The sequence below is a fragment of the Candidatus Bathyarchaeia archaeon genome (genome assembly GCA_041447175.1).
Lineage (GTDB): Archaea > Thermoproteota > Bathyarchaeia > Bathyarchaeales > Bathycorpusculaceae > JADGNF01.
The window spans coordinates 1,633,904-1,659,941 of record CP166960.1 but is presented as its reverse complement, the minus strand read 5'-3'; the positions used below and the strand labels follow the sequence as shown (position 1 = coordinate 1,659,941).

Below are 26,038 nucleotides of genomic sequence, written 5' to 3'. Positions count from 1 at the left end.
TGATGGCTTTCAAGCATAAGACATAGATGCTTCTTTTACCTTAAGTATGGTGCGATGAATCGTAAAGAGTTTTTAGAACTCGTCAAAACTTCTTTTCACAAATGGCACGCTAACAACGCCACTATCCGAGCTGCAGCGTTGGCTTTTTTTATAATTTTACCTTTGCCTTCTGTTCTGCTTCTCACGGTGCTTTTATACTCTCAGTTTTATGGCACCACTCAAGGCACAGAGCAATTGCTTTCCCAGATTCAGGTACTCGCAGGTGCAACTATAGCCGACCTTGTGGGGCAGCTTTTGGAAGGCGTAACCAACACGTTCACGTCTGTTTTCAACTCCTTGCTTAGCATTGTTTTCGCCTTGGCGGGTGCAGCGGGCGCTTTTGTGGTTTTGCAAGACACGTTTAACCTTGTTTGGGAAGTGCATCGGCCTAAAGGTCGAAGTTTGAAAACAAAAGTGCGGGAACGTCTTGCTCCGTTTATTCTGGTTTTGTTTTCCACAGTCATCGTGGTGGGCTGGTTAGAGTACACTACTTTGCTTTTTGGCTCCTTAAGTGACGCCATCGGAGTTACTGGCACCTTTGTTTCTTTAGCGTTTTTCTTTGTGGTTCAGCTTTTGTTTTCTTTTGCGTCCGCTGCGGTTCTGTTTGGCATAATTTTTAAAGAAATTCCTGACGTAAAAATTGAGTGGGGCGATGTTTGGATTGGCGCCGTGATTACTGCTGTTGTTTTCACAATTTTAAACAACGTGTTTGGGTTTTACCTGCGCACCTTTCCAGTCACTTCTGTAACTGGAGCGGCGGGGTCCATTATAGTTTTGTTGATATGGATTTTTGTCATAGCCGAAGCTTTGATGTATGGGGCTCAATTCTCCAAATGTTACGCTGACACTTTTGGTTCGCATTCAAACCGTAAACCGCACCGTTTGTACCCTGTTGAGCTACAGGCGATTTCCAAAGAGCTTGAGAAAGTGGAGTCAAAACTAAATCCCAAGCCGTCAACCCATGTGGAACGCAAGGAAGCGGAAGCTTTGGAGCATGAAACCAAAGAACCTGAACATGAACCGACTGTGACCAACGAGCCTCAAAATGCTTCGGTGGAAGCGCGGGAAGTTGAACTCCCAGCAGCGCAGAAAAATGAGGGGCATGAGCCAAGTGCCAAGGTTGTTTTTGAGCAAACTGAGTCTGCTGATGCGTCTGAGAAGGAGTACACGTTTGAGGTGAAGTGGAAACAGAAGAAAAAAGGTTCCAACAAAAGTGAAGCTGACAAGTCTTCTTCTGAAACGTCTAAATGACCTTTTGGCTGGCTTCAGGTTTCTTTGTTAGGCAGCCTTATATCCTATTTCGAGCCTATTACCAGCATCCCTTCGTCAGTGATTCACCATGGTCTGCAGTGTAGAACTCCTCGAGAAACCTCAACTTAACAATCCCCTCTTAATTGAAGGCTTGCCCGGAATCGGTTTTGTCGCCAACATAGCAGCGCTGCACCTGATAACTGAGTTGAAAGCCAAAAAATTCTGCGAAATCCTATCCAGCAGCTTCCAAGACTTCGCCATCCTCAACGAAGCTGGCGGTGCAACTTCTCCCTTAAACGAGCTTTACTACGTTAAACGTGGCGAGGGTGAACGTGACCTTATCATATGGTATGGCAACACACAGGCGCTCACCACTCCTGGGCAGTACGAGTTATGCGGTAAAGTTCTGGATATAGCGCAGGATTTGGGTTGTCGGGATGCGGTTTCTTTGGGTGGTTTTAAGAAGGATGAGGTTAAAGGTGTGCCTTCGCTTTATTGCGCCGCTTCAGATGAGGCTACGTTGCAGAGGGTTTTGAGTGCGGATTCTAAGATTATGGTCGGCCACATTTTTGGCATCGCGGGGCTTGTGATTGGGTTATGCCAACTGCGGGGACTCACGGCGTACGCTTTGTTGGTGGATACGGTGGGTATGGTTCCTGATGCTGCAGCAACTAGAGTGGCTTTGTCGGCGTTGGGTAAGCATTTGGGGTTAGAATTGGACTTGTCTGGTGTCGATGCAGCTGCAGCGCAAACAAAACGACTGCTGGAGTCATTTGGGCTAATTCGCAACATCTCTGAAGAAAAGAAGAAAGAGGAAGAGGCGTTGCGCTGGTACATTTAGGCTTTGTTTTCGCTCATGAACAAGTCGTAAACTCTTTGCACACGTTCTGCAGCTGGACCTGAACCTTCCACGACGCCTTTTTCGGTCAATTTGACTTTGTCCATGACCCAGATGAAGCCTAAATCTTCGTAGAGTTTAACCATGGTTGGGAAGACTTTTTCGAGTCTTTGGGCGAGGGCTTTGAGGTCAAAGGGTTTTTCGGTGCTGGCGATTTGGGCGACGACTGCGCCGTTGAGGAATAGTCTGCGGAAGACTTGGCCGGTTTCGTCTTTTGCTTCGGCTATGCAGAGGGTAAGGGTATCTGGGTTAATGCCTGTGAGTGTGCCAATGAACTTCTTGTTGGTGGTTGTGTTAATGGTGACTGGCTTGTCTACCAGCGCGACGATTTCGCTTGCGAGTTTTCTTTGCGCAACTGACACTATCTTTCAACTCCGTTGTTATCTCTTACGATTGTGCATTCCAACTATTTATCTTTGATTAACGTAAACAAGTATGTTGTGTTTTGTCAGTGAGTTTACTGAACAGATTGAACCTTTAAGGTTAACTTGCTAATTCATGGTGTTCCTGTTTCCCTGTCTGCTTGAGTATTTCGCTGTTGAAATTTTACTTTACCTGCGTCTATGAATGTTTTTTCGCGTCATCGTTTAAGAATGTTACATTTTCCGTGAAAACCGAATGATAATATACGCTACGCCTACAACGGCATAAAGCATCACAAGCCACGTTTCGATTAGCCCAAAATAGTTCATTACCCAAATGGCAAATAAGTAACCAACAAGATAGCCTGAGCCCCAATACTTGAGTTTAGTAATCAGCAGGACGCTTCCAACAAGATTCAACAATAAAAAAAGGTCAACAAATACTGTATATGTTGGCGTGAACTGTTTTATTGTGGAGAAAACAACCGAAAGTATGATTCCGACAAATGCACCTTTGATGGATGCTTTAAATCCCGCTTTGAAGTGGCGAAATACCATGTTTGAAGATTCTTTTTGGTCGAGTATAACATTCTTTCGATTAGCTTAAGTGCTATATCCCTTACATCCCCACCCCTTCTATCCTACGCTGTTGCGGTTTATCCTGAACTTAATTACCTCCTGCCGAAGGTGCTCTGCAGTTCTGTTGTCAACAATTCAAATACTGCTCATGCGGCTAAATCCCTATAAATGTCCGCGTAGTTTTAGGGTTTGTTTGTGGAGGTATTTATGTGACTGTCCATTTTGTTCCTTGGAACCCTTCCAATAACCTGCTTGAAGAAACCAAACGGCTCTACACCGAAGCAGGCACCTTCGACTGCATCCAGAAAGGTGACTTGGTCGCCATCAAACTACACGTCGGCGAGTTGGGCAACCCCTACTACGTGCAGCCCTTCTTCGTGCATGAAGTTGTCCGCCAAGTCAAAGAAGCCGGCGGCAAGCCCTTCCTAACAGACTCCAACACCCTCTACCTTGCCCAACGCCACAACGCCATCGACCACACCCACACCGCCCTCATGAACGGCTTTGGCACCGTTGCCCCATTCGTGGTTGCCGACGGCTTACGCGGCGAAAGCCACCGTACAGTGAAAACCAAGGGCATCTTGGACGAAATTGAGGTTTCAGGTGCCATAGCCGAAGCCGACGCCATGATAGTCATCTCCCACTGCAAAGGACACGAACTCAGCGGCTTTGGGGGCGCAATCAAAAACCTTGGCATGGGCTGCACGCCGGGAGTGGGGAAACTGCGGCAGCACCGAACCGTAGGCATCGAGATTGACACCAGCAAATGTGTCGGCTGCGGCAAATGCAAAGTCGCTTGCCCCAACCATTTTCCCGACATAATTGAGGGCAAAGCCCGAAATACCTCGCCGCTTTGCATGCGGTGTCCCATCTGTGTGGAAGCTTGCCCGATGGATGCCATCAGCTTTGTGGATAAACCTAATCTTGGCCGGGCCTTGGCTTCAGCGGCGCTTGGGGTGCTTTCCACGTTTAAACCAGGCAAAGTCTCGTTTGTGAGTTTTGCAAAAGACATCGCCCAGTACTGTGACTGTTTACCTAACGCAGGAGAACGCGTTATGAAAGACATCGGCGTGTATGCCTCTGACTCCGCGGTATCCATAGACGGCGCGTTTTTGTCCATGGCAAACTATCAAATCCTCAATGACTCCTCTCATGTGGATTGCATGCTGCAGGTGCAGGAAGCCAAAGCGATTGGCATTGAAGGCGACGTAAAACCAGAAATCATCAAAATCTAACCTCTCCCTTTTTGCCCTTTTTTGCTTGGGGTTTTTGCAATGCCAAAAGCCATAGTCAACCCCAACAAGTGCCTGCGCTGCGAAAAATGCGTTGCTGCCCAAGCATGCTCAATTAAAGCTATTTTCCGAATTGACGCCGACGAAGCTGCTGTCGTGGAGGTCCGTTTGTGCCATGGATGTGGCGACTGTGTGCCAAAATGTCCCGCAAACGCCATTGTCCTTAAACAGTAGTTTCGTTTCAGTTTGAGTTTTTGGGGGTCTGTTTTGCATTAATTTATTAGCTGTGAATGATAACTTAACTCGGGAATGAGATATGGGAAAAACGGTTTACCTTTCGGAATTGTGCCTTGCGTCCCTTATCACTTCTTGCTTGGAGACGCCTCACAAGGAAACTGGCGGCATTCTGATAGGCAAAGAAGACAAGCGTTTTGTGAAGGGGCAGCGAACTGATTGTTTAGTGTTGGATGTTGCCTACCCTGTTCAAACGTCTGAAAGCGGGAAATCTTTCTGGGTTCCCAGTAACCGCGCGGCATACAACCGAATAAAAGACACCATAAACTCGATGAGTTTCCAGATTATCGGCGAGTACCACAGCCACATTAACAGCCCTCCTGAATTATCCAAGGACGACAAGGACTTCATCAAGGGCGAAGTTTTTGGCTCCAAGAAAAACGGGGTTGAACCCCCAAACTGGCTTGAGCTGGTTTTGAACATCGAATCCAAAACCTACACCCGCAAACATGCTCAGAGTTTTGACTGCAGCTTCCTCAAAAAGAGAGTCCGCTTTAACATCCGCGGAATAAACAGTCCCCTTGTCGGCTACTCAATAACCGTAAGCGCCTACCAGTTCAATCCTGAAACGGAAAGCTTTGAAGAAGCAAACATCCACATTCCATAAACGCCCAACAGTTAAACGCTGGACTAAGAAGTGGGCTGTTTTCTTTTTTCCTGCTTTTCCCAGTTCTGCCGCACAGACACCATCGAATTTGCAGGCAAATCCCGTTCCAGCAACACCCCTGCGCCTACCCAACTGTCGTTGCCAACTTTCACACCCGGCATGAGTAACGCGCCTATTCCCGTCTTCACATTGTCCCCCAAGATGGCGCCTAACTTTCGCCTGCCCGTATCCACGACTTTATCTTTAACCATCATCTTCACGTGCCCATCGTCCAGCCGCAGGTTCGCGGTTTTGGTGCCTGCCCCCAGATTGCATTTTTCGCAGAGGATGCTGTCGCCGACGTAGCTCAGGTGCCCCACGTGGGTGCCGTCCATGACTATACTGTTTTTGACTTCGCAGGCATTGCCAACGCGGGCTTTTTTGCCAATGCTCGTGCAGGGGCGGATGAAGCAGTTGGGTCCCACATCTGCGCCTTCGTCGATGAAGCATGGGCCTTCAATGTAGGCTCCTGAACGCACACGCGCCGTCTCCGCCACCGTAACCGGACCCAGCAAATGCGCGCCTTGCTCCACATTGCCCAGAACCTTGTGCTCCATGCGTTGCAGTGCCCACGTGTTGGCATCCAGCAAATCCCACGGGCGCCCCACATCAAACCAGTCACCACGCGAGATTTCCGCCGCCAAAACTCGTTTGCCCTCCGAAACCAGCAGGGTCACGGCGTCGGTGAGTTCCCACTCGCCCCGCGGCGAACGCTCCACCCGCCTCAACGCGTCAAACACGTCTTTGCCAAACACGTACAAACCCGCGTTTGCCAAGTTTGAGGGGGCAGATTCGCGGCTGGGCTTCTCGACGATACGTTTAACGGTTCTGTCTTTTGCGGGGTCAATGATGCCGTAGCTTTCAGGCTTATCCACAGAGACAACCGCCATAGCCGCCGCAGCCTCCCCAGACCCATAAGCGTCTAAGACCGTTTTGATGGCTTGCGAGGAAAACAGCAAATCCCCGTAAACCAGCATGAAATCGCCCTCCACAAACGGCTCAGCCACACTGGCCGCGTTTCCAGTCCCCAAAACTTCTTTCTGCTCCACGTACTCCAGCTTAAAACCAAATTCTGTGCCGTCGCCGAAGTAGCCGCGGATGGCGTCGCCCATGTAGTGGGTGACTATGACAGCTTCGGTTACTCCGTTGGCTTTCAACGCGTCTAAGCTGTGTTGTAGAATGGGTTTGCCGCCGACACGAATTAAGTGTTTGGGTCGGGTCGCCGTGACTGGAAGCAGCCTTAAGCCTTCGCCTGCCGCTAACAAAACCGCCTTCATCACTATGCCTCACTGTACCTCTTAACGAGCGTTACGCCTTGATTCATTATCTCTTGAGCCGCTTTTAACGATTCACCCTCCACCGTCAGCCGAATCAGCGGCTCCGTGCCTGACGCGCGAATAAGCAGCCAACCCGTTTTGAGGGCTAAACGCACCCCATCCACCGTTGACAGGTCAGTGAAGTCTGGGAAGCTTTGGGTTATTGTCTTTTTCAGGTCGGCTACGATTTGTTTTTTCTGCTCGTTTTTGCAGGTAAGGTTCTCGCGCAAAGTCACATACTGAGGCACTTGGACAATGAACGCGCTTAAGCTGAGGTTTTCTTCCTCCAGCGCCTTAAGCATAAGCACAGCGGAGAGGGGGCCATCAGGGCACCAATGCAGCTTAGGATGCACCCACGCGCCGCAGGGTTCACCACCGAAAACCGCCCCAACCTCCGCCATAGCCTCCGAAACATAAACATCTCCAACCCTAACACGCATCACCTTGCCGCCAAACCGTGCCGCCATAGTCTCCACACACATCGAAGCCTCAACATTCGTAACCACCGTTCCCCCACCGCTCCGCTTAAGCGCATACGCTGCATAAGCCGCAAGAGCGCGGTCAAAATCCACAAACGCCCCGTTTTCATCCACAAACGCCACTCGGTCGCCGTCCCCGTCAAACGCCAATCCAACATCCGCCTTCAGTGCCTTTACGGTTTGGGATAGGCTGGTGAGGGATTCGGCTGTGGGTTCGGATTTGCGGGCGGGGAAGTAGCCGTCGGGCTGCGCGTTTATGGCTGTGGTTTTGCATCCCGAAGCGGATAAGGCTGCAGGTGCGGTCTGGTAGGTTGCGCCGCAACCTGGGTCTACGACGACGCGCCAAGGCTTCTGCAGGGCACCCGCCTTTTTGAGCATATCCATATACAGGTGGCTGGCTTCGATTTTGGAGGCGGCGCCGACTTTGCGCCAATCTGCCAGTGCATAGCGGTTTTGGGCAATGATTTCTTCGACCGCGTTCTGTTCTGCGTCCGTGAAAGAGAGGCTGTCACCGCGGAACACCTTGATGCCGTTGTACTGGGGCGGATTATGTGACGCAGTAAGCATGAACCCCACGTCGGCACCCAACGTTTTGGTCAAGTACGCCACTGCCCCCGTTGGAACCGTGCCCACCAAGGAAACGTCCACGCCTGCCGCCGTTAAACCCGCCACTAAGGCGTCTTCAAGCATGGGTCCCGAAACCCGTGTGTCTCGCCCCACCACTGCACGTTGCGCTTTTGCTTGGGCGGCAACTGCCATACCCACTTTGCAGGCTAACTGGGGCGTTAAAACAACGTTAACTAAACCTCGAACTCCACTGCTTCCAAACAGCTTACCCATCCACTTGTCCTCAATACATTACGTTGCTTGGTTAAAGGGAGCTGGGCTTAAAAAATCTGGCTACCTAACATCTACGTCTCTGTTTGCTGCAGAAACTTAAGCAGCATCTCTCTTGTGGGGTGCTCCCCAGCAGGGTCGGTGAGGTAGCATGCGGCAACCGCGTTTGCCAGCGTCAATCGGCACTCGTCGGATAACCCGTTGGCGTCGCCCAGCAGGTTTCCCGCGTCCCACGCGTCCCCCGCGCCAGTCGCCCGCTTTGCCTCCACCTTAAAGGCAGGCGCAAAAACCGCGCGCCCCCCAGAAATCGAAACCGCAAAACTGGTCGTATGCAAATCAATTCTTGCATGCAGATGTTTGGCTAAGATTTGGGCGGAGAAAAGGGCTAACTCGTTGAATTCGACTTTTCCGCGTTGCTCTTCAACTTCGCTGCTGAGCAAAGACGCGTAGGTGACCGCCTCGTTTTCGTTTAAGCTTAAAACATCAACTTGGCTGCTCTTGAGAACTTTCTCCATGAACTCAGGCATTTTTTTCTTGTTGGGCAGGGGGTCGGCGGTGTCGAAGTAAACTTTGCATGTGCCTTTGGTTTTGGCGTGTTGGCAAACTGCTTGGGCAAGTTCAGTGCCATGTTTAAGGGTTCCAGCCCAGTTAAAAAGGCACACGTAATCCGCCTCCTCAATGGCAGTGCGGTCTTCTTGGGTGAGGTCGGCTGGTCCAAAATCTATCAACGAACCTAAATCCCTTACCATAACGTTTACTTTTCCGCTGTCAGTTTTGAACTCTAACGCGGTGGTTGCGGATGCTTTTTGGTGGATTTTAATGTGGCTTAAATCTACGTTTTTGTGCTTTTTGAGGTGGAACCGTATCTGATCCAACCCTAACTCGCTGGTGCAAACAATCGGTGTAACCTGCGTGCCCAACGTTAGCAGGGCACATGTGATGTTGATGGCGTTTCCTCCATGCTGGTCTATCTGGCTGATTCGGTCTATACTGCCGCCTTTTCGCGCCACGATACCGTTGACTTCTGTGGTGAATTGTTGGGGGTTGAAGGGCAGATTTATGAGGCGGTCCATGAAAAAATCTGGCATCGCTACCACTTTGAGTGGTTTTGGTTGTTGGGTGAGGAAAGCTGTTAGTTCTTTTATGCATCCGGTCACAGAGTTGGAACCTCTTCTGTACTTTTCTCCCGTAAAGCTAAAATAACCTTTCTCACAAGTTTACCGAATGCAATTCAAGTTTGGGGCGCAATATCAAAGTGCAATTTAAAATCGAAATCGGTCTCCTGTTAACCTCAATTGTCCTGTTTGCAATTAGTGCGTTTCTTTTCTCCTACGCCGCTGCAAACACCGACCTATTCTCCCTCATTACCTACCCCTACCGCAACTATGCCTTGCCACTCATAGGCTCTGGGAGTGCACTCATGGCGGTTGCTTCCGTTTCCTACTCAAAACGCAGCAAAACCCAACTCTAAACGGCATTAGTTACCCAAACAGTTGCGCAACCAATATCCAAACAACATCGCCTAAACAAAGCGCAACACCCAAACCCGCCGTCACAAAAATAAGCATAGGCAACCCGGGGGTAGCCCACACTGCTGACTCAATTTTACCTTCCTCAGCCGCCTGAGAAAGCCGCGCCAAAACTTCATCTCGACCCTCATCTTTGGGTACAATAAACAATTTTCTCTTTGCAACCTCGGGGGGTCCTTCTTCTGCTGTTATGTCTTCCATGGGGTATATGTGCCATTTCTGTTTTAGTGTTTCAAGAGGATACTTTTTTCCTGTCAACAGCACCAACAGTTTTTTCCCTACTGACTGACTTGCAAGAGTGCCCTCAAACAGGGGTTTTTTGGTTTTTGCTTTGGTGCCCACGTTCCAGAGGAGCAGACCTACCGCGCTGAACGCAGCAATTAACACGGCGTTGCTTAGGATGGTTACGGGGAACACGACTTGCGAAAGTGGCGAGAGTCCGTTAGCTAAAATTGGTTTAACAAGGACTGTGGGGAAAAAGGGCAAGGCAACCGCGATGCACATAAGCGCCTTGGAGTCGGCTCCGCCAAACCCTCCTGTGTAGAATAATAGAAACGCAAAGCTGACGGTTAAGCCAACGCTTAAACCGAAGTACCACAGGCTTGCTGGTTCATAGAGCAGAAGTTCGGGAACTGTTAAGGCTAAAGCGATGGGTGCATAGAGTACCCAGACGCGGTTGGAGACTTCGCGGGTTTTATAGTCGCTCCAAGACGCGTAAATTAGGAAGACCAACGATACGGCTACTCGGGATGCTGCAAAGATTTCCTGCACGTCACGGCACCTTCAAATTGGTGATTTTTCTCTTCAGCTGGATAAATTGGTTTCAGTTTTGAAAAATAAAAAATAGAAAAAGGTTTGTCGTTTTATGGGGCTCTTTCATTGAATTCTAATGGGTTCCCGGTTGTTGGTACGACTTTAAAGTAGTACATATCACCTGAATCAAAGTTGTATGTGAACGTATTGCTTATAATGCCGCCTGCAGCTAACGCAGTGTTTGATAATGTGCCTTGGTCCGCAACTGCTGTAGCAGAAGTTCCAATGTAGATTTTGCTTAGGGTAGCCGCGGATGTGCCTGAGTTGCCGATGTCGATTGTGATTCTGTCTGTGGTGGTTGAATTAAATAGCACGTTGGCTTTGTACAGCATGACGCCTGCTTTTTCAGTTGTGCTGTCAGTGTAGGTCATGATCCATGCGTATGTCACGGATATTGCTGCGACTGCGATGACAATGAGTAGCAGTGTTGCTAGTATCGGCGAGATGCCCTTTCTTGATTTTAGCATTTTTAGGTTTTTGAATGCCATACTCTTTTCGCCTCTTAGTTTGTATCAACTACATTTTAGATCTTTAATGTGTATGAATTGCAAATCTGTAGCTGAAATAAGTGTTTGAAAGATAATTTTCCGTTTCCACGGCAACAATCGGCGGCAACTCAGTCGACCGCGATGAGAAACAGGAAAATCTCGAGGATGAGAACTGGAATCAAAATCATGTATTCAATGGTTACCTGCATTTGTCTTCAACCTCCATTCTATACATGCTTCCCCAGATAAACCGAAACTGTGCCAACGTAGAACTCAACAATGGCGTCTTCTGGTAAATCAACCACGTTTCATAGTATGCGGCTTGTAGCTGGTCGTTAAATGGGAAGAAACCCGCATCACCCCCTCATCGGATTGAGTAAACTCCATCCTGAAACAAACCTGCTCGACATAGTCGTTGGTGTACTGCGTTACCGTTTTGCCAATTAACGTGACTGACTGTGAAAGCAGGGGGTTTGTTTCGGTGGTCAAAAGGGGCAGGTAAAACTTCACGTAGTTTGGTTGCCATAGTGGAGTTTAGTTGCCGAATTGTCGGTGCAACAACCACTCGAGTATAGTTGCCGCCTTCCATTGGCAGTTTCTCCATAACATAGACTTTGCTCACAGGGGCGGAAGAGCCATTTGGACAAACGACCTGTTGGCCGCAGGAAAAATGTTCTCACCATAGCGTTGCCCACTGTGTAGTCAGTGGTGGGCATATTGAACAGGATAACGCCTGTCGGCAAAGTTTCATTTACCTATTTGGACTGGTTGGCTGTCATGGCTAACTTCAATCGAGTAGCTTAGAACATTCGGCTCAAATGCCACTTGCGCAAATCGGCTAAAATACCTGACAGTTTGAGTGCGTCCAATGGTCCATGCGATGTCATCAATCTGCAGTGCGGTGGTTAGGCATGAACTGCTTGTAGTTGTGACTCGTTTTCCGCAAGCAGCATCTTCAAAAACCCATCTGTGTAAACCATGGCAACAAACACCATAACGATAACCGAGCTGGTCACAATGACGGTGACGATTGCTGGGCTGAACGCTCGTTTGTCGCTTCGGAAACGTTTACTTTGCTTCTCAACTTGCATAGTTACTCGCCTTGTTAGAACTTTACAAATTGAGGAATGACCTTCGCTGCGATAACTGCAATTATGACCAGTATGCTGGCGTGTTCGAAGCCTGACGCGATGGATTCATCGCTGATTTTTCCTGCCACACTGTCGATGAGGTAGCTGTGGAAAATCACGGAGGCGAAGAATATGGTCTGAATCATGCCCAAATCCTGTGCAGGAGCCGCTGCCGCCAGTGCTATCCTATTTGAATGCTAATATTGATTCGATGCAGAACCCGTAGAGGGGGGGTAGGTCAAAATGATAACTTGAAGCGAGGGTGTGGGCTTTGATTTATAAGACTCTTAGGAAGGGGTTCACCCGTTTCTCTTCACCCATGGTTGTTCTAGGTCCATGCCCTGGATAGACAACAAAGTAGTCTGGAAGGGTCATCAGTTTGCGTAACGAAACTTGGATATCGTGGTCCGAGCTGCCGGGGAAGTCAGTGCGTCCGATGGAACCCGCAAACAGGGTGTCCCCCGTGAAAACTTCGGTCTCTCCTAAAAGCACGATGCTGCCAAAACTGTGTCCAGGTGTGTGCACGACTCTTAGAGTGACATCCCCAAATTTTACGTAGCTGCCTTCGCGAAGAAGAATATCTGCCGCGGGTGAAACCGTGTCAAAACCGAAGTACCTTGCAGTTTCTTTGCCTGATTCTCCAAGCATATATGCATCATTTTCATGAATGCAGATTGGAACATGATATTTGTCTTTTAGGGCTTGGTTCCCGCAGACGTGGTCTGGGTGTCCATGGGTGTTGATTATGAATTTAGGTTCCAAATTGTTTTTCTCGATATAGGATGTTAACTCGTCAATTTCCTGTTCGCTTGAAAACCCGGGGTCTATGATTGCAGCCTGAAGAGTATCCTTACAGTTAACTAAATAACAGTTCGATGAAAGTATGCCCACTGTAAATGTCCTAGTCATCAGCAGTGCCCGTTTCCTCCATATATTGGAGTTAACGTAACAAGCATATATAATTAAAGCTACTCTAACCAAACCACACTGATTTAGACTAAAAGCCTAATTTTAAGCGACAAGAACATCTGATTTGAGGTGCTTCTTGTGCCGTTATATGTGGCACTTCCAGCTACATTTTAACCCAATCTGCTTTACACTAAGAGCCTGTTGAATTTTTGCTCTCGCCAAAAAATTTTTCTACGCCCGCGTTTATTGTTTCTATATGGGCTTATGGTGAAGCTGACTTACGCGCTCCCGCCGCAGATTTCCCCAAAAAATGGGTGATTCTGCAGGGGCATATAGCGTGTTTAGGGCTGTGTAACTGGAAGCCTTTAGCCGCAACAAAGTTTGCGGTGTAGAAGCGTATTTGCAACTTCGGTGCTGATTGAATGTGGGCAAAACGCAAAACATTCACGTAAAAACACGGGAAATGTGTGCTTTGCTCAGCTTGGGGTTGAACGGAGAAACCTCAAACCTGTTCGACACAACACTTATATTGCCGAGAAGCGCTTCTAACTGTTCCAGCAACATTCAGTTGCCAACGAAAAAACAGATGCAACCCCCGTCCTAACCAGATTGGGGTGAAGGGTGAATGAGCACCTTGACGCACAAGACATGCTCACATGACACCACGCATAGGCCAAAAGCGACGCGCAACACATAACGTAAGGTTTCATCAAACGCCAAACAGATACCACTAAGGCTCGGACATGCCACGCTGTCTGGAGAATGGCTCGGCTTGAGAGCCGACGAAGGGCGCGGCAAGCGGCGATACAGCCTCGGGTAGGCGCATGCAGCCTTCGAACCGAGGATTCCTGAATGGGACTTCCTAGAAATGCTCCTTTACGGAGCGGTAACCCCCCGAACGGAAGCATCTTAGTAGGGGGAGGAAAAGAAACCAAAACGGGATTCCCTTAGTAGCAGCGAGCGAAATGGGAATAGTCCAAACCGAATCCCGCAGGGAAACTTGTGGGAGATGTAGAGTTAAGGGTCTGAGTTCTTCTTCCCTGGCGAAGTTGAAATGGTTTGAAAAGACCTGCCATAGAGGGTGATAGCCCCGTAAACGCAAACCAGAATGAATTATGCTCAGATACCCAGACTACTGTACCCTGGCTTGGGTGCAGAAAGTTGGGAGTCACCAACTTCCAAGACTAAATACGCCTCAAGACCGATAGTGCACTAGTACGGTGACGGAAAACTGAAAAGTACCCCGGAATGGGGGTGAAAAGTGCCTGAAACCAGACAGTAACAGACGTTTGCAGCCCAGAAGGGTAGATTCCTTCTGAAGGAAACCATTGTGAAATGGCAGTACAAAGAAGGAGGACCAGGGTTGCATATTCCGTCTAGAAACACGGGCCGGGGAGTTTATGGCTGTGGCAAGCCTAAGGGCTAAAAACCCGTAAGCATAGGGAAACCAATACGCACGCAGCTCGCAAGAGTCAGGTGCAGGGTCTGAAAGGGCCCGGAGTCACAGCTTTACATACTAGAAACCAGACGATCTATCCCTGGGCAGAGCGAAGTTAGGCGAAAGCCTAATGGAGGCTCGCAGGGGTTCTGACGTGCAATTCGTTCCTCAGACCTGGGGATAGGGGCTAAAGACCAATCTAGTCTGGTGATAGCTAGTTCCCTCCGAAGTAGATCTTAGTCTAGTCGTGAGCGAGGCAGCTAGTGGGGTAGAGCACTGATTGGAAAACAAGGGTCCGAAAGGATCCACTTTTCTTTCAAACTTCGAATCCACTCGCGTCATAGACCTCACGAAACGGGTTAATGGGGGTAAGCTCCATGACCGAGAGGGGGACAACCCAGACTGAGGTTAAGGTCCCCAAGTGCTGGCTAAATGTCAAACCGAAGGGCGTCGTCAGCCTCAGACAGCGGGGAGGTAGGCTCAGAAGCAGCCATCCTTCAAAGAAAGCGTAACAGCTCACCCGCCGAGGCTAACGGCCCCGAAAATTGACGGGGCTAAGCCAGCCACCGATACCTCAGAACACAGCAATGTGCTGGTAGGAGGGCGTCCTAGTTGGGCAGAAGCTGGGCTGTGAGGTCCAGTGGACCGATTAGGATTGCAGATCCCGGTGGTAGTAACAGCAAAGAGAAGTGAGAATCTTCTCCGCCGAAAGGGCCAGGGTTCCCCGGCAACGATCTTCAGCCGGGGGTAAGTCGGTCCTAAGACATGACTCAACCGATCATGCCGAAAAAGGGAATCCGGTTAAGATTCCGGAACCACAGAGGTACACGCGGTAACGCAAGCCTAACACCGGACGTTTCGGGATAGGCTGAGCAGGGCTGTCGCCTTGTTTAACCGTATAAATCTGGGGAGTGCCGTAATGGCGAGAACCAGACGAAATCGGGAATAGCCGCCCGTTTTAGGGTGGTTCAGCTGATTTCTGGAGCCACTGAAAAGGGTGCAGGAAGGATCCTCTGTGACCGTACCAAGAACCGACACAGGTGCCCCTAGGCTAGAAACCTAAGGCGTGTCGGGTATACACTAATGCGAGGGAACTCGGCAATTTAGCCCCGTACCTTTGGTATAAGGGGTGCCTGCTCTTACAGCTTCGGCTGTCGAAAGCAGGTCGCAGTGACAAAGGGGTCTCGACTGTTTAATAAAAACACAGGAAACCGCAAGAGCGAAAGCTTGTGAACGGTTTCTGAATCCTGGCCAGTACAGGTACCTGAAACCTGGGTCCAACTGGGCTAAGGGCCTGCAAACGCCGGGAGTAACTCTGACTCTCTCAAGGTAGCCAAATGCCTTGTCGGGTAAGTTCCGACGTGCATGAATGGATCAACGAGGGCCCCACTGTCCCCGCGTAGTACCCGGTGAAACCACATAACGTGGACGAACAGTCCACGATCTCCCAGCGGGAAAAGAAGTCCCTGTGGAGTTTTACTGCAGCCTGCCGCTGGAATACGGTTGCGGATGCAGAGTGTAGTCGGGAGCCGTCGATCCTGCGTTCTCCGGGACGTGGGGGAGGCAACAATGGAACACCGACTTTCTGTAACCGTGTTTCTCACCGGCCCCTTGTGGGCTGGAACAACGGTAGGTGGGCAGTTCGGCTGGGGCGGCACGCCCTTGAAAAGATATCAAGGGCGCCCTAAGGTTGGCTCAGGGGGGACAGAAACCCTCCGTAGAGTGCAAGGGCAAAAGCCAGCCTGACTGTATCCCAAACAGTAAGGGATGCAGAGGAGAAATCCGGGCTTAGCGATCATCCATGCTCCCCTTTGGTGGGGGCTGGATGTGTCAGAAAAATTACCCTAGGGATAACAGGCTCGTCGCGGGCGAGAGTCCCCATCGACCCCGCGGCTTGGTACCTCGATGTCGGCTCTTCCTATCCTGGCCCTGCATAAGGGGCCAAGGGTGAGGCTGCTCGCCTATTAAAAGGGAACGTGAGCTGGGTTTAGACCGTCGTGAGACAGGTCGGACTTTATCTGCTGGGAGTGTTGGCTGCCTGAGGGGAAAGGGTCCCTAGTACGAGAGGAACGGGACGCTGTAGCCTCTAGTTAACCGGTTGTCTGATAAGGCAGTCGCCGGGCAGCCACGCTGTTGTGGATAAGAGCTGAAAGCATCTAAGCTCGAAGCCTCTCCCGAAAAGAGGCAGCCATTCCAGTTTCACTGGACGAGGGCTCCCATAGAAGATGGGTTTGATGGAGTTGGGGTGTACGCTAGAAGACTTCGGTCGACTAGCTCAGCCTGCATCTTCCAATCGCCCGAGATGCCAGTCCTCGGTGGTATCTGAGCGATATTTGATGAACTTACGGAAAAGTGTTCGCGAAAAAGTTTGGCCTATGCGTGCGTGTCAGAACGAGATTTTTATTGGGTTTTTTGGTAGGTTAGCTACGTTTCTGATAGGTCCTATCCCTCTACGTTTTTAATGTTGTTTGCAAAGAAAACTGTTTGTCTAAGTCTGCGTCTTTTCTTCAATTACTAAGTATTGTTAGTCGGCGTTGTTCTGCTTCTGAAGTTGCTTTGCGGCTTTTTTCCAGATGAAGGCTATAACGCAAACTGTACCTGTCACCGCTAAGGCGGCTGAGGGTGTGAATTCGGGAATTGATGGTGATGGTGAGGCGGTTGGAGATGGGCTTTCTGTTGTTGAAGGTGATGGCAAGGATTCTGGAGTGTAGTTGCCTTCCGTGTCGGTTTTGATTAGCCAAAAGTCTCCCTTCCCGGCACCAAAAGATGATGTATATCCTGCTATGGCGTATCCTCCGTCTGTGGTCTCAATAACACACTTAGCGTAGTCTGCCTCTGCCCCTCCATACGTTCTGTTCCATTCTATATTTCCGTTTGCGTCCGTTTTAACAAACCAAAAATCAAGCCCGCCCGCGCCAAACGACTTCGTTCGACCCGCTAAAGCATAACCCCCCTCAGACGTTTCAACCACAGAATAAGCTTGGTCATCTTTGACTCCTCCATATGTTTGGTTCCACTCCATATTCCCCTCTGCATCAGTTTTAACTAACCAAAAATCGTCCTCTCCAGCACCAAAAGAATCTGTTAATCCCGCCAAAGCAAAGCCCCCATCAGAGGTCTCAACCAGAGAATAAGCTTGCTCAATTTTTACTGCTGAATTAGGGTATTCTTTTATGGCTCCGTATGTTTGGTTCCACTCCACATTTCCATCACCGTCTGTTTTAACTAACCAGAAATCATTTGACCCCGAACCAGTACAACCTGCTATTGCATATCCTCCATCAGACGTCTCAACCACAGAACGCACGAATTCCATTATTGACTCACCATAAGTTTTTTGCCAGATTTCATTCCCCTCGGCATCAGTTTTAAGCAGCCACAAATCAAAAACTCTATAACTCATCCCCCAGTGGTTTCCTGCTATCACAAAGCTCCCATCAGAGGTTTCAATCAAGGCGCCAATCTCTTTCTCTTTTGTTTCATCATACGTTCGGTTCCATTGCATGTTTCCGCTTGCATCAGTTTTAACTAACCACGCAATCCCTGGAGCACCAGAAGACCTTGTGTAGCCAGCTAAGGCGTATCCCCCATCAGAGGTTTTAACTACGGAGTATGCTTGGTCATCTAATGGTCCTCCGTATGTTTGATTCCACTCTACATTTCCGTTAGCGTTTGTTTTAACTAACCAGAAATCCTCCCCTCCAGCGCCAAAAGAGTATGTGTAACCAGTTATGGCATATCCTCCGTCGGATGTTTCGATTATGCAATTAGCCACGTCTGTTTCTGTTCCTCCATATGTTCGGCTAAACATCGCCAAAGATGCATTAGCCGAATTGACTGAAATAAAAACGCACAAAACGAGAAGTAGACTGCCTGAAAACAATAACCGTTCATGATGCGTCGATAAAACCCCTATGACGGATTTGTTACCCACAGCCACCACCGATTCACTCTAAGTCAACTCAACTAAAAAGGGTGTTTGTAAAGAAAATTTGTGTACAAAAAACTTTTCACTTCAGTTTTGGCGAAGTCACACAACCTCCTTTCTGAAAAGCAGACACAACACAACGACAATCACTATCAACGCCACACCCACTGCAGGAGTAAATTCAGAAGTTGTCAACGCAGACGATACCTCTGGAGTTGTTGCTGATGCAGAGGACGCTGAGGAAGCGTTTGCGGGAACCATCAGGGGGAAATTGTCCTTATCGTGCAAATCTAACATGTACGGGGTGTTGCCGATTCCGTCTTGGTTAGCATCTGCCCCGTCGTAGGTGCTCCAGTAGTTGCCCACGGCGCCGTTGTCCCAAAAGTTCATCATGTGCTTGTCGGTGGTTGAAAGCATTGGCTGGGAGTAATTTAGAAAATTGTTGGCGTAAACGCTGTTGCCGCTAGAGTTGCCCTCCACCCTAAAAACGTAGTGTAGTCCCGTTATGTTATTGCCAAAGATGCTGTTTTGATAGGCTCCGCCAAGCACATACGAAGAACCAAACACGATACCCGAGCTGCCGTTTAACTGTTTGTTGTTGGTTATTTGGTTCGCAGTTATGGTGTTATTGCAGCTGTCACTGAGTTTAATGCCTGTATTTGGTGTCAAGTGTGTTAACTGCAGTTATGGTGCATTTTGAAGAGTTGAAAAGCGATAGTCCCTCAAAATAGAAATCCTTTAGCCGCAAATTCCTGATGGTGACGTTGGCAACGCTGGTTAACATAACGCCATTGCTACCTGCGCCTGCACCATCAATCAAATGATTCATTCCATCAAGTACTATGTTGCTGCAATTAACTTTCAGTGTGTATTCCTGGAAAACGTCGCGAGTTAGATAATACACATCGCCATCCCGTTCAATTACGTCAGTTGGAGGTGTTACGTTGCCGTCGGCGTTGATTAAAATGGTGGGCAAGCTTTCAGGCGGAGGCGGAAGGGGATTTGCGTATGCCAAATTAGCAGCAAACACCCAAGTGAGAATTGCAAGCATGAACCACACAATTATTCTTGTTTGGTTGCTTTTGATTCCCATGGTGACCAACATTTTATTAAACAAGAGAGGTGGCTTAAAAGCCTGATTGTAAAGGTTTCTTGTGTAAAGAAAAAGTTCTGTTCCCAAAATTATCTACACGAAAATGACGTTAGCGAAGTAAGAATCAGAGAGACCTCTGCCCCTCTATAGGTTCTGCATCGAATTGTTATTTGGATGCTAATAGACGGCAAATAGGTTGGCTGCTTTAGCTGGCTGCATTGGCTGGGCTGGTTCTTTTGAGCATAACCGCCAGAATCATAAGTACAGCCACAATTGCGGCTACTGCTACCACGATAGTTACCGTTGCCGTTGCATCAGACGGCGGCGGTTGCCCCTCTGTTTGACCACCTGTTTGGGTGGTCTCTGGAGCGACGCTTACTTGGGGCGTACTCTGCGTGGTTAGCTGATTGTTTGCTGCTGCGGTCGGGGACGTTTGGGGCGTTGGCGGCGTGGTTTGGGTCGGGGTTTCGGTTGAAGAAGGCCCGATTGAATGGGTCGAAGTAGCTGTGGGTGTTGAGTTGGATTCTACGTGAGTTATGGTTAGGTTCGTGGTTGCTTTCACCCCTGTAGCATCAAGGGCAGCAATAATTGTGTAGGTGCCTTCAAGGGGTGGAATCCAACTGACCTTGTACGAACCGTCTGGCTGAGGAGGCAAATTGCCGATGGTTTGGAAATTTCCGTTTGGATCAATTGTAGTCACTGCTATTTCCATTCCCTTCGTTCCTGTGGCTGTGCCTGTTATGGTCACTGATGTTCCCATAGGAGCCGCAGGCGGAGAAACCGAGACTGTTATTGCCGTAGGAGTTGGGTTGGTGGGCTCAAGAGGTGTGGGTAATGCGTCTTCGGGGGTAGGTGTGGCTTGTAGGTTTGTCTCTGTTAAGAAGGGAACAAAACTGACTGTGCCCAAGTTAAAGTTGTACTTGAAATCGTGTATCGAGAAGTTAATTGTTTGCATATCGGTGGTTCCCCACCAGTTGTAAGTCGAATTAACATCCTTGGATACGTCCTTTAGGACGATGCCGTTCTGGCTATTGTTTACGATGTTGTTGAAAATTATTTCGCGGGTCCACTTGTTTAACTCGATGCCGACGGTGTTGTTGGAAAGTGTGTTGTTTTGAATGGTTACCTCTGAGTTGACCAGTATGCCGTTGATGTTATTCGCTATGAGATTTCTTTCAATTTTTGATGTGCCACCGCCCTGTGTGCTTCCGATGCCCGTGGTACAGTTAGTGATGATGTTATTCCGAATTACGGAGTCGCCGTTGCCGTAATCGGCTTCGTAGAAGGCAGGGACGTATATTTCGCCAACTCTTATTCCCGTTCCGCTGTTGATGATTAGATTATTCTCTATCAATGCGTCACCAGCGACCCTGATGCCTTGACTTACAGTGTTCCCAGAAATCTTTGTATACCCCTCCTTGACCAGAATCCCGTACCCTCGGGTACTGAAGATTGTATTTGAGGCGACAGTGGAGTTCCCATCAACCATAACTGCAGAGGTAGAATCCGTTACTCTAACCATGCTCCAATCGGTAAAGGGAAAACCACCAGAGATAGTGTTGTTTGATATTGTTGAAGAAGTGGCTGCGAGTCCACCTGTGATGGTGTTATTCTTGACTTCGGATGAGGCACCAACGGTTAATGCAGTTGACGGATTCGTAGAAAGGACGCTTGCCTGCATAATGTTGTTCATAACTTTGGAGAGTTTTCCTGTCGACGTGTCTCCTCCAATCGTGTTGTTGAAAATCACGCAGGCGTCTCCCACAGAAATGGCTCCTGTTATGTTGTTGTAAGAAATTGTAGTTGAACTTCCAGCTTTGATGTCCCCTGAAATGATGTTATACATGAATGTTGAGGTGTCTCCAGCAGTAACTTGGCGGTAAACCACATTATTCTCCAGTACAAGTGGTCGGCTACTTGATACTGAGGCATTAATCACCGCGTATTCGAATGTAGAAGAGGTGCCTTCTGGGTTGCTTCCAAAAGTGATTTCTCCACCCAAGAATTGAATCCTGTCGTTTGGGTTGCCAATTGCTTTGAGGGTGCCGTTCAAGTATAGGTAGTAGTTGTTGAGGTTCACGGTGACTCCCGCTTCCACCGTTAACGTTATGCCCTCGTTTACGACTATTGGTCCAGTGAGGGTGTAGGGGCTGTTTGTTTTGGTCCATGTGGTGTCTGAGCCGATTATGGTTATTACCCCAGTTTGTGCCGTGTCAAGGCGTAAGCTGCCAAAGAAAACGAGTCCTCCAATAACAAATATCAAGAATGCATTTTGGCGTGTTTTCTTCATTGGCATTCCCACCTAAACTTGGCGGGCTGCGGTTTTATTGATTTTTGTATTAGAATGTTTTGTCAAAATTTATTGACAAAGTTCCATTGACTACACAGTTGTTGACAAACCGTTGCTAAACGTTAGTTGGCTGCTGTTATATGGGGGCGCTTATTTGGGGTTTGTTCTGAAACGCTTTCTTTAGGTCATCTATAACCATGGCTATGTGAAATTCGACGCGGGCGCCCATGTTGAAGAGGGGTTCGGAGACGCGGGGGATGGCGTCGGCGGAGGGCAAATCAACCACCAAAAAGAAGGTTCTTTCGCCGTAGTGCTCGCCAAAGTATGCGGCTTCGGGTTTCACTGCGGCAAGGAGGTCCTCTATTGGTTTTATGCCGCCTCGGAGCAGGTCGTTTCCGGCTTGGGTGGGCATGTGGACGATGAGCATAAACCTCACGTAACATCACCTCCACTTGTTTGATTGAGCAAAAGATGTGTGAACTGAAGGGTGGGTGCTCGTTTAAGGGTATGTGGATACACATTAACACCTACAGGCTCATCGAAAATTTCATGTCCTTTCCTGGCATCGACGGTTTGGGTGTTTCGCAAGTTATTTAACTTGTTTTTTGTAATATGTTGACGGGTGCAAGTTTTGGGCGTAAACTTACGTGACATCGTACCAAAAACCGTGGTTAAACTCGAAGATTTAGCAGGAAAAACCGTGGCCATAGATGCCTTTAACGCCATCTATCAGTTCCTCAGCATCATCCGCCAACCTGACGGCACCCCCCTCATGGACAGCACTGGCAAAGTTACCAGCCACCTTAGCGGCTTATTTTACCGCACCAGCAACCTCGTTGAGTTGGGCATTAAACCCATTTACGTCTTTGATGGTGCTCCACCCAAGTTTAAGCGGGAAGAGATTGAGCGGCGTAAACAAATCAAAGCTCAAGCCCAAGTTCACTACGAAAAAGCCGCTGCAGAAGGCGACACCGCCAAGATGCGGACGTTTGCGCAGGCAACCACCACCATGAAGGACTACATGAAGACCGACAGCCAACGCCTGCTGGATTTGATGGGGTTGCCGTGGCTTAGGGCGCCCAGCGAAGGTGAAGCTCAAGCCTCGTACATGGCGCGTAAGGGTGCTGCGGATTACTGTGCCAGCCAAGACTATGACAGCCTGCTCTTTGGCACACCTCTGCTGCTGCGGAACGTGACTATTTCGGGACGCCGCAAGCTGCCCAGCAAAAACGTCTACATAGACATTGTGCCCGAAACCATATCCCTCAAAGATGCCCTCAAAGAGATGGACATAACCCAAGAACAGCTTGTTGATGTAGGCATTCTCATCGGCACAGACTTTAACCCTGATGGCATCCGCGGGTTGGGACCTAAAACCGCGATTAAACTCATCAAGCAACACGGAACCTTAGAAAACGCGTTGCCCCACATCAAAAACGCCGCCTTCCCCCATCCCCCCGAGGAAATCCGAGAAATCTTTCTCCACCCCCAAGTATCCGACGACTTTACGGTGGAGTGGCATGACCCCGACGTCGAAGGCATCGTGGACTTTTTGGTGCGGGAAAAAGATTTCTCCGAGGACCGCGTCCGCAAAGCTGTGGAGAAGATGCAGGCAGGCGCGGCAAAACAGAAGGGCAAAACGACGCTGGAGAAATGGTTTGGTTAACCCATTTTGTGGCCAAATTCGCCGGTCAACGGCACAAACGAAACTCCGCCGAGGTTTTCCTCAACGATTTTTCCGTCAACTTGCTTGGTGACTTTAACTAGTTTTTGGAACAAGAACGGGCTGCCCACGGGAACCAGCATTATGCCCCCGCTTTTCAACTGGTCTATTAGTGGGGTGGGGATTTGTGGGGCTGCGGCAGTGACCAGTATGCGGTCGTAAGGCGCTTTTTCGGGGTAGCCTTTGCCGCCGTCGCCATTTATGATGGTTACGCGGTCACCGTAACCGGTGTTTATGATGTTTTTGCGCGCCATCTCAGCTAATGAGGCGATGACTTCCACTGTGTAGATGTGGCCCCACTCGCTTCGAGGCGCAAACTTGGGTGCCACCACCTCTGCTATCGTTGCGGCGTGCCACCCTGAACCTGCACCAACCTCTAAAACCTTTGACCCCACCTCAAGCTGCAGGGCTTCATTCATAATCGCTACCATGTGGGGTGCAGAAACCGATTGCCCAAACCCAATTTGCATAGGCGTGTCTACCGCAGCATATTTTTGTCCTTCTTTTGTGAGGAACTTCACTCGAGGAACCTGCTGGAGGGCGTTGATTACACTGGGCGACTTTAACGTGCCCTGCTTGATAAGTCCCTCTATTAGTTTTCCCCAGTTGTCCTTCTCCAAAACTGACACCGCGTATAGGTGTGCCGTTTATCCTTTTTAATATGTATGGATTTAAAAACAAAAACAAACAAAACAAGGGGGAGGGTGTCACTTGACTGTGACAGATTTGGCTAAGTTCCGCGGAGTATCTGGGTTAAGCCCCTTCTCAACTGCCATATAGTAAGCCAATAACTGTAGCGGAATCACAAACGGAATCGGCGACAACACCTCTGGAATGCCCTTGGGGACTTCAACGTAGTCATCTGACATCGCCTTGATTTCTTCGTCGCCTTCCTCGACAATGCTGATTATGCTGGCGCCGCGGGCTTTCATTTCCTGTATGTTGCCGATGAGTGTCTTGTGAGTTTGACCATCACTTGGGCAAATGAAAACGACGGGGAACCCGGGTTCGATGAGGCTTATGGGTCCATGTTTACTCTCGCCAGCCGGAAACGCAATGGATGGCACGTAGGCAATTTCCATAAGTTTAAGTCTGCCTTCGTAGGCGGTGGCGGTGTTTATGCCCCTGCCCAAGAAAAAGAAGATTTCTGCGTCTCGATACTTTTTGGCAAGCTGCTTAACTTTGTCTTCCTGCGTAAGAATTATAGCTTCCACCGTCTGCGGGAGCTGGTCCAGTTTTTCTGCTATAAAATCCATTTCGTCCTGTGAAACTTTTCCACGGCGGTTTCCCAACTCAAATGCCAGCTGCGCAAGAACTGACAGTTGTGAGGTGAAGGTTTTGGTGGCGGCGACGCCGATTTCGGGACCTGACTGTTGCCCAATGTAGACGCGGCTGACCCTTGTGAGGGTGGAGCCGATGGTGTTGGTTAAGCCGAGGATGGTTGCGGCGCGTTGCTGGCTGCAGGTGACGGCGCCAAGGGTGTCGGCGGTTTCTCCTGACTGGCTGACGGCGAGGATGGTGCTGTCGATGTTGACGGATTTGCCGTGCTGCTCCACAAACTCCGACGCGTAAACGGGGTAGGAGGGCAGAAACGCTAGTTTAGAGAACATGTACGAGGCGGCTAGGCAGGCGTGGTAGCTGGTTCCGCAGGCGACCAAGAAAACTTCGTTGGCGCGGTCCAGAAACGTTGAAATTAAATCCAAATAGTGCTCCTGCGCCCGCAACGTGTTGCGCAGGGTTTCGGGTTGCTCATGGATTTCTTTAATCATGAAATGTGGATATCCCTGTTTGACTGCCATTTCGGGTGTCCAGTCAATGATTTTGGGTTCTCGAGTGACAATTGAACCGTCTTGGAGGCGGCGAATCTCATAGCTGCCCGGTGTAAGAATGACCAGTTCGCCGTCGTTAATCATAACGGCTTTGTTGGTCATGGGCAAAAACGCCGTCAAATCCGACGCACAATAGGTCGCCTCAGAATTTACCCCTACAACCAGCGGGCTTTCGTTTCGAGCGCAGATGATTTTGTCGGGTTCCTTAGAGGAAATGACGGCAAGCGCGTAGGCGCCGTTGAGTCTTTTGATGGTTTCCACGACAGCTTCAGTGAGGCTTAGGGTGGGGTTTTTTGTGAGGGTTTCTTCGATGAGGTGCGGAATGACTTCGGTGTCGGTTCTTGAATGGAAGACGTGGCCGTGGTTTTCTAGTTCGGCTTTGAGTTCGTTGTAGTTTTCTATGATGCCGTTGTGGACGACGGCAATTTGTCCAGTGCAGTCGGTGTGGGGGTGAGCGTTGACTTTGAGGGGGGCGCCGTGGGTTGCCCAGCGGGTGTGCCCGATGCCGACGGTTCCTTGCATGTCGTCGAGGTTGATTAGTTTGTGGACTTCGTCAATTTTTCCTTGGTCTTTTTTGATGGCGACTTCGCCGTTGTTTATGGTGGCGATGCCGACGGAGTCGTATCCGCGGTATTCAAGTCGTTTCAGCGACGCATGGATGATGGGCGCCGCGGGTTGGTCTTTTGTGATGCATCCGAAAATTCCGCACATATGAACATACTTGCTCCCTTGAACATATTCAGTTTTTATTGGCTTCTGAGCGGTTATAAGCATTTTTAGCATAAACGTTAACACATACAAGAATTCTTATAAGGGTCTGATGGGGATAGCTGGTTGGGTTACGTGTTTTAAAGTAGGAACCTAAAAAATTTTTTTAGGGTCGCAGAGAAGTGAGGACAGTTAACTTTGTAAAAAGAGGAAAATCGATATATTTT

The 26,038-nt window shown here is 49.2% G+C and carries 25 protein-coding genes and 1 rRNA gene; 8 read left to right on the top strand and 18 right to left on the bottom strand.

Annotated elements, in window-relative coordinates; genetic code table 11:
* The first annotated feature begins 54 nt into the window (after positions 1 to 54).
* Positions 55 to 1,290, top strand: coding sequence for a YihY/virulence factor BrkB family protein (locus ACBZ72_08635; protein XES76241.1), 1,236 nt, complete (start codon positions 55 to 57; stop codon positions 1,288 to 1,290).
* An 88-nt stretch (positions 1,291 to 1,378) separates the two neighbouring features.
* Positions 1,379 to 2,131, top strand: a complete 753-nt coding sequence (locus ACBZ72_08630) for a PAC2 family protein (GenBank protein XES76240.1) — start codon at positions 1,379 to 1,381, stop codon at positions 2,129 to 2,131.
* Here the strand turns inward: ACBZ72_08630 and ACBZ72_08625 are convergent.
* Both ACBZ72_08625 and ACBZ72_08620 read right to left on the bottom strand, forming a co-directional pair.
* Positions 2,128 to 2,550 (bottom strand): Lsm family RNA-binding protein, encoded by a 423-nt coding sequence (locus ACBZ72_08625; GenBank protein ID XES76239.1) that lies wholly within the window; start codon positions 2,548 to 2,550, stop codon positions 2,128 to 2,130. The genes ACBZ72_08630 and ACBZ72_08625 overlap by 4 nt on opposite strands.
* Positions 2,551 to 2,784: 234 nt before the next feature.
* Entirely contained in the window at positions 2,785 to 3,108 is a 324-nt protein-coding gene (locus tag ACBZ72_08620) for a hypothetical protein (protein XES76238.1), read from the bottom strand.
* A gap of 230 nt (positions 3,109 to 3,338) precedes the next feature.
* Between ACBZ72_08620 and ACBZ72_08615 the strand changes: the two genes are divergently transcribed.
* From ACBZ72_08615 to ACBZ72_08605, 3 genes are all read left to right on the top strand, one after another.
* Positions 3,339 to 4,364 (top strand): DUF362 domain-containing protein, encoded by a 1,026-nt coding sequence (locus ACBZ72_08615; GenBank protein XES76237.1) that lies wholly within the window; start codon positions 3,339 to 3,341, stop codon positions 4,362 to 4,364.
* A gap of 39 nt (positions 4,365 to 4,403) precedes the next feature.
* Entirely contained in the window at positions 4,404 to 4,595 is a 192-nt protein-coding gene (locus tag ACBZ72_08610) for a 4Fe-4S binding protein (protein XES76236.1), read from the top strand.
* 82 nt (positions 4,596 to 4,677) lie between these two features.
* Positions 4,678 to 5,262 (top strand): Mov34/MPN/PAD-1 family protein, encoded by a 585-nt coding sequence (locus ACBZ72_08605; GenBank protein XES76235.1) that lies wholly within the window; start codon positions 4,678 to 4,680, stop codon positions 5,260 to 5,262.
* Positions 5,263 to 5,285: 23 nt separating this feature from the next.
* Here ACBZ72_08605 and glmU read toward each other — a convergent pair whose 3' ends face one another.
* From glmU to ACBZ72_08590, 3 genes are all read right to left on the bottom strand, one after another.
* Positions 5,286 to 6,578, bottom strand: a complete 1,293-nt coding sequence (gene glmU / locus ACBZ72_08600) for a bifunctional sugar-1-phosphate nucleotidylyltransferase/acetyltransferase (GenBank protein ID XES76234.1) — start codon at positions 6,576 to 6,578, stop codon at positions 5,286 to 5,288.
* 2 nt (positions 6,579 to 6,580) lie between these two features.
* On the bottom strand, positions 6,581 to 7,936 hold the full coding sequence (gene glmM / locus ACBZ72_08595; GenBank protein ID XES76233.1) for a phosphoglucosamine mutase: 1,356 nt from the start codon (positions 7,934 to 7,936) through the stop codon (positions 6,581 to 6,583).
* 71 nt (positions 7,937 to 8,007) lie between these two features.
* The gene (locus ACBZ72_08590) at positions 8,008 to 9,090 is read right to left on the bottom strand and encodes a carbohydrate kinase family protein (protein ID XES76232.1); all 1,083 of its coding nucleotides are present in this window, start codon (positions 9,088 to 9,090) and stop codon (positions 8,008 to 8,010) included.
* 98 nt (positions 9,091 to 9,188) lie between these two features.
* Here ACBZ72_08590 and ACBZ72_08585 point away from each other — a divergent pair, with 98 nt between their 5' ends.
* Complete coding sequence (locus tag ACBZ72_08585) at positions 9,189 to 9,404, top strand: hypothetical protein (GenBank protein ID XES76231.1); 216 nt, start codon at positions 9,189 to 9,191, stop codon at positions 9,402 to 9,404.
* Positions 9,405 to 9,414: 10 nt separating this feature from the next.
* Here ACBZ72_08585 and ACBZ72_08580 read toward each other — a convergent pair whose 3' ends face one another.
* From ACBZ72_08580 to ACBZ72_08555, 6 genes are all read right to left on the bottom strand, one after another.
* Positions 9,415 to 10,233: an A24 family peptidase C-terminal domain-containing protein gene (locus ACBZ72_08580; GenBank protein XES76230.1), complete on the bottom strand. Its 819-nt coding sequence runs from the start codon at positions 10,231 to 10,233 to the stop codon at positions 9,415 to 9,417.
* 92 nt (positions 10,234 to 10,325) lie between these two features.
* On the bottom strand, positions 10,326 to 10,763 hold the full coding sequence (locus tag ACBZ72_08575) for an archaellin/type IV pilin N-terminal domain-containing protein (protein XES76229.1): 438 nt from the start codon (positions 10,761 to 10,763) through the stop codon (positions 10,326 to 10,328).
* Positions 10,764 to 11,127: 364 nt separating this feature from the next.
* Positions 11,128 to 11,367, bottom strand: coding sequence for a hypothetical protein (locus tag ACBZ72_08570; GenBank protein XES76228.1), 240 nt, complete (start codon positions 11,365 to 11,367; stop codon positions 11,128 to 11,130).
* Between the two features lie 301 nt (positions 11,368 to 11,668).
* Complete coding sequence (locus tag ACBZ72_08565; protein XES76227.1) at positions 11,669 to 11,854, bottom strand: hypothetical protein; 186 nt, start codon at positions 11,852 to 11,854, stop codon at positions 11,669 to 11,671.
* 14 nt (positions 11,855 to 11,868) lie between these two features.
* Entirely contained in the window at positions 11,869 to 12,039 is a 171-nt protein-coding gene (locus ACBZ72_08560; protein XES76226.1) for a hypothetical protein, read from the bottom strand.
* Positions 12,040 to 12,169: 130 nt separating this feature from the next.
* Positions 12,170 to 12,802 carry an MBL fold metallo-hydrolase gene (locus tag ACBZ72_08555; protein ID XES76225.1) on the bottom strand — a complete coding sequence of 211 codons (633 nt, stop codon included), beginning with the start codon at positions 12,800 to 12,802 and terminating at the stop codon, positions 12,170 to 12,172.
* Positions 12,803 to 13,536: 734 nt separating this feature from the next.
* On the opposite strand from ACBZ72_08555, the gene ACBZ72_08550 reads away from it, so the two are divergent.
* A 23S ribosomal RNA gene (locus ACBZ72_08550) occupies positions 13,537 to 16,553 on the top strand.
* A gap of 211 nt (positions 16,554 to 16,764) precedes the next feature.
* Here the strand turns inward: ACBZ72_08550 and ACBZ72_08545 are convergent.
* The 5 genes from ACBZ72_08545 to ACBZ72_08525 form a co-directional block, all read right to left on the bottom strand.
* A complete protein-coding gene (locus tag ACBZ72_08545) occupies positions 16,765 to 18,174 on the bottom strand; it encodes a hypothetical protein (GenBank protein XES76224.1) in 1,410 nt (469 codons plus the stop codon).
* A gap of 96 nt (positions 18,175 to 18,270) precedes the next feature.
* Positions 18,271 to 18,837, bottom strand: coding sequence for a NosD domain-containing protein (locus ACBZ72_08540; GenBank protein XES76223.1), 567 nt, complete (start codon positions 18,835 to 18,837; stop codon positions 18,271 to 18,273).
* Positions 18,815 to 19,261, bottom strand: a complete 447-nt coding sequence (locus tag ACBZ72_08535) for a hypothetical protein (protein XES76222.1) — start codon at positions 19,259 to 19,261, stop codon at positions 18,815 to 18,817. Before ACBZ72_08535 ends, ACBZ72_08540 begins: the two co-directional genes overlap by 23 nt.
* 205 nt (positions 19,262 to 19,466) lie before the next feature.
* The gene (locus ACBZ72_08530) at positions 19,467 to 21,551 is read right to left on the bottom strand and encodes a right-handed parallel beta-helix repeat-containing protein (protein XES76221.1); all 2,085 of its coding nucleotides are present in this window, start codon (positions 21,549 to 21,551) and stop codon (positions 19,467 to 19,469) included.
* Between the two features lie 136 nt (positions 21,552 to 21,687).
* On the bottom strand, positions 21,688 to 21,987 hold the full coding sequence (locus tag ACBZ72_08525) for a hypothetical protein (protein ID XES76220.1): 300 nt from the start codon (positions 21,985 to 21,987) through the stop codon (positions 21,688 to 21,690).
* A 195-nt stretch (positions 21,988 to 22,182) separates the two neighbouring features.
* On the opposite strand from ACBZ72_08525, the gene fen reads away from it, so the two are divergent.
* Entirely contained in the window at positions 22,183 to 23,217 is a 1,035-nt protein-coding gene (gene fen, locus ACBZ72_08520) for a flap endonuclease-1 (GenBank protein XES76219.1), read from the top strand.
* Here fen and ACBZ72_08515 read toward each other — a convergent pair.
* Positions 23,214 to 23,894 (bottom strand): protein-L-isoaspartate(D-aspartate) O-methyltransferase, encoded by a 681-nt coding sequence (locus tag ACBZ72_08515; GenBank protein XES76218.1) that lies wholly within the window; start codon positions 23,892 to 23,894, stop codon positions 23,214 to 23,216. The two genes, fen and ACBZ72_08515, sit on opposite strands and share 4 nt — an antisense overlap.
* 87 nt (positions 23,895 to 23,981) lie before the next feature.
* A complete protein-coding gene (glmS, locus tag ACBZ72_08510; GenBank protein ID XES76217.1) occupies positions 23,982 to 25,814 on the bottom strand; it encodes a glutamine--fructose-6-phosphate transaminase (isomerizing) in 1,833 nt (610 codons plus the stop codon).
* Between the last annotated feature and the right edge of the window lie 224 nt (positions 25,815 to 26,038).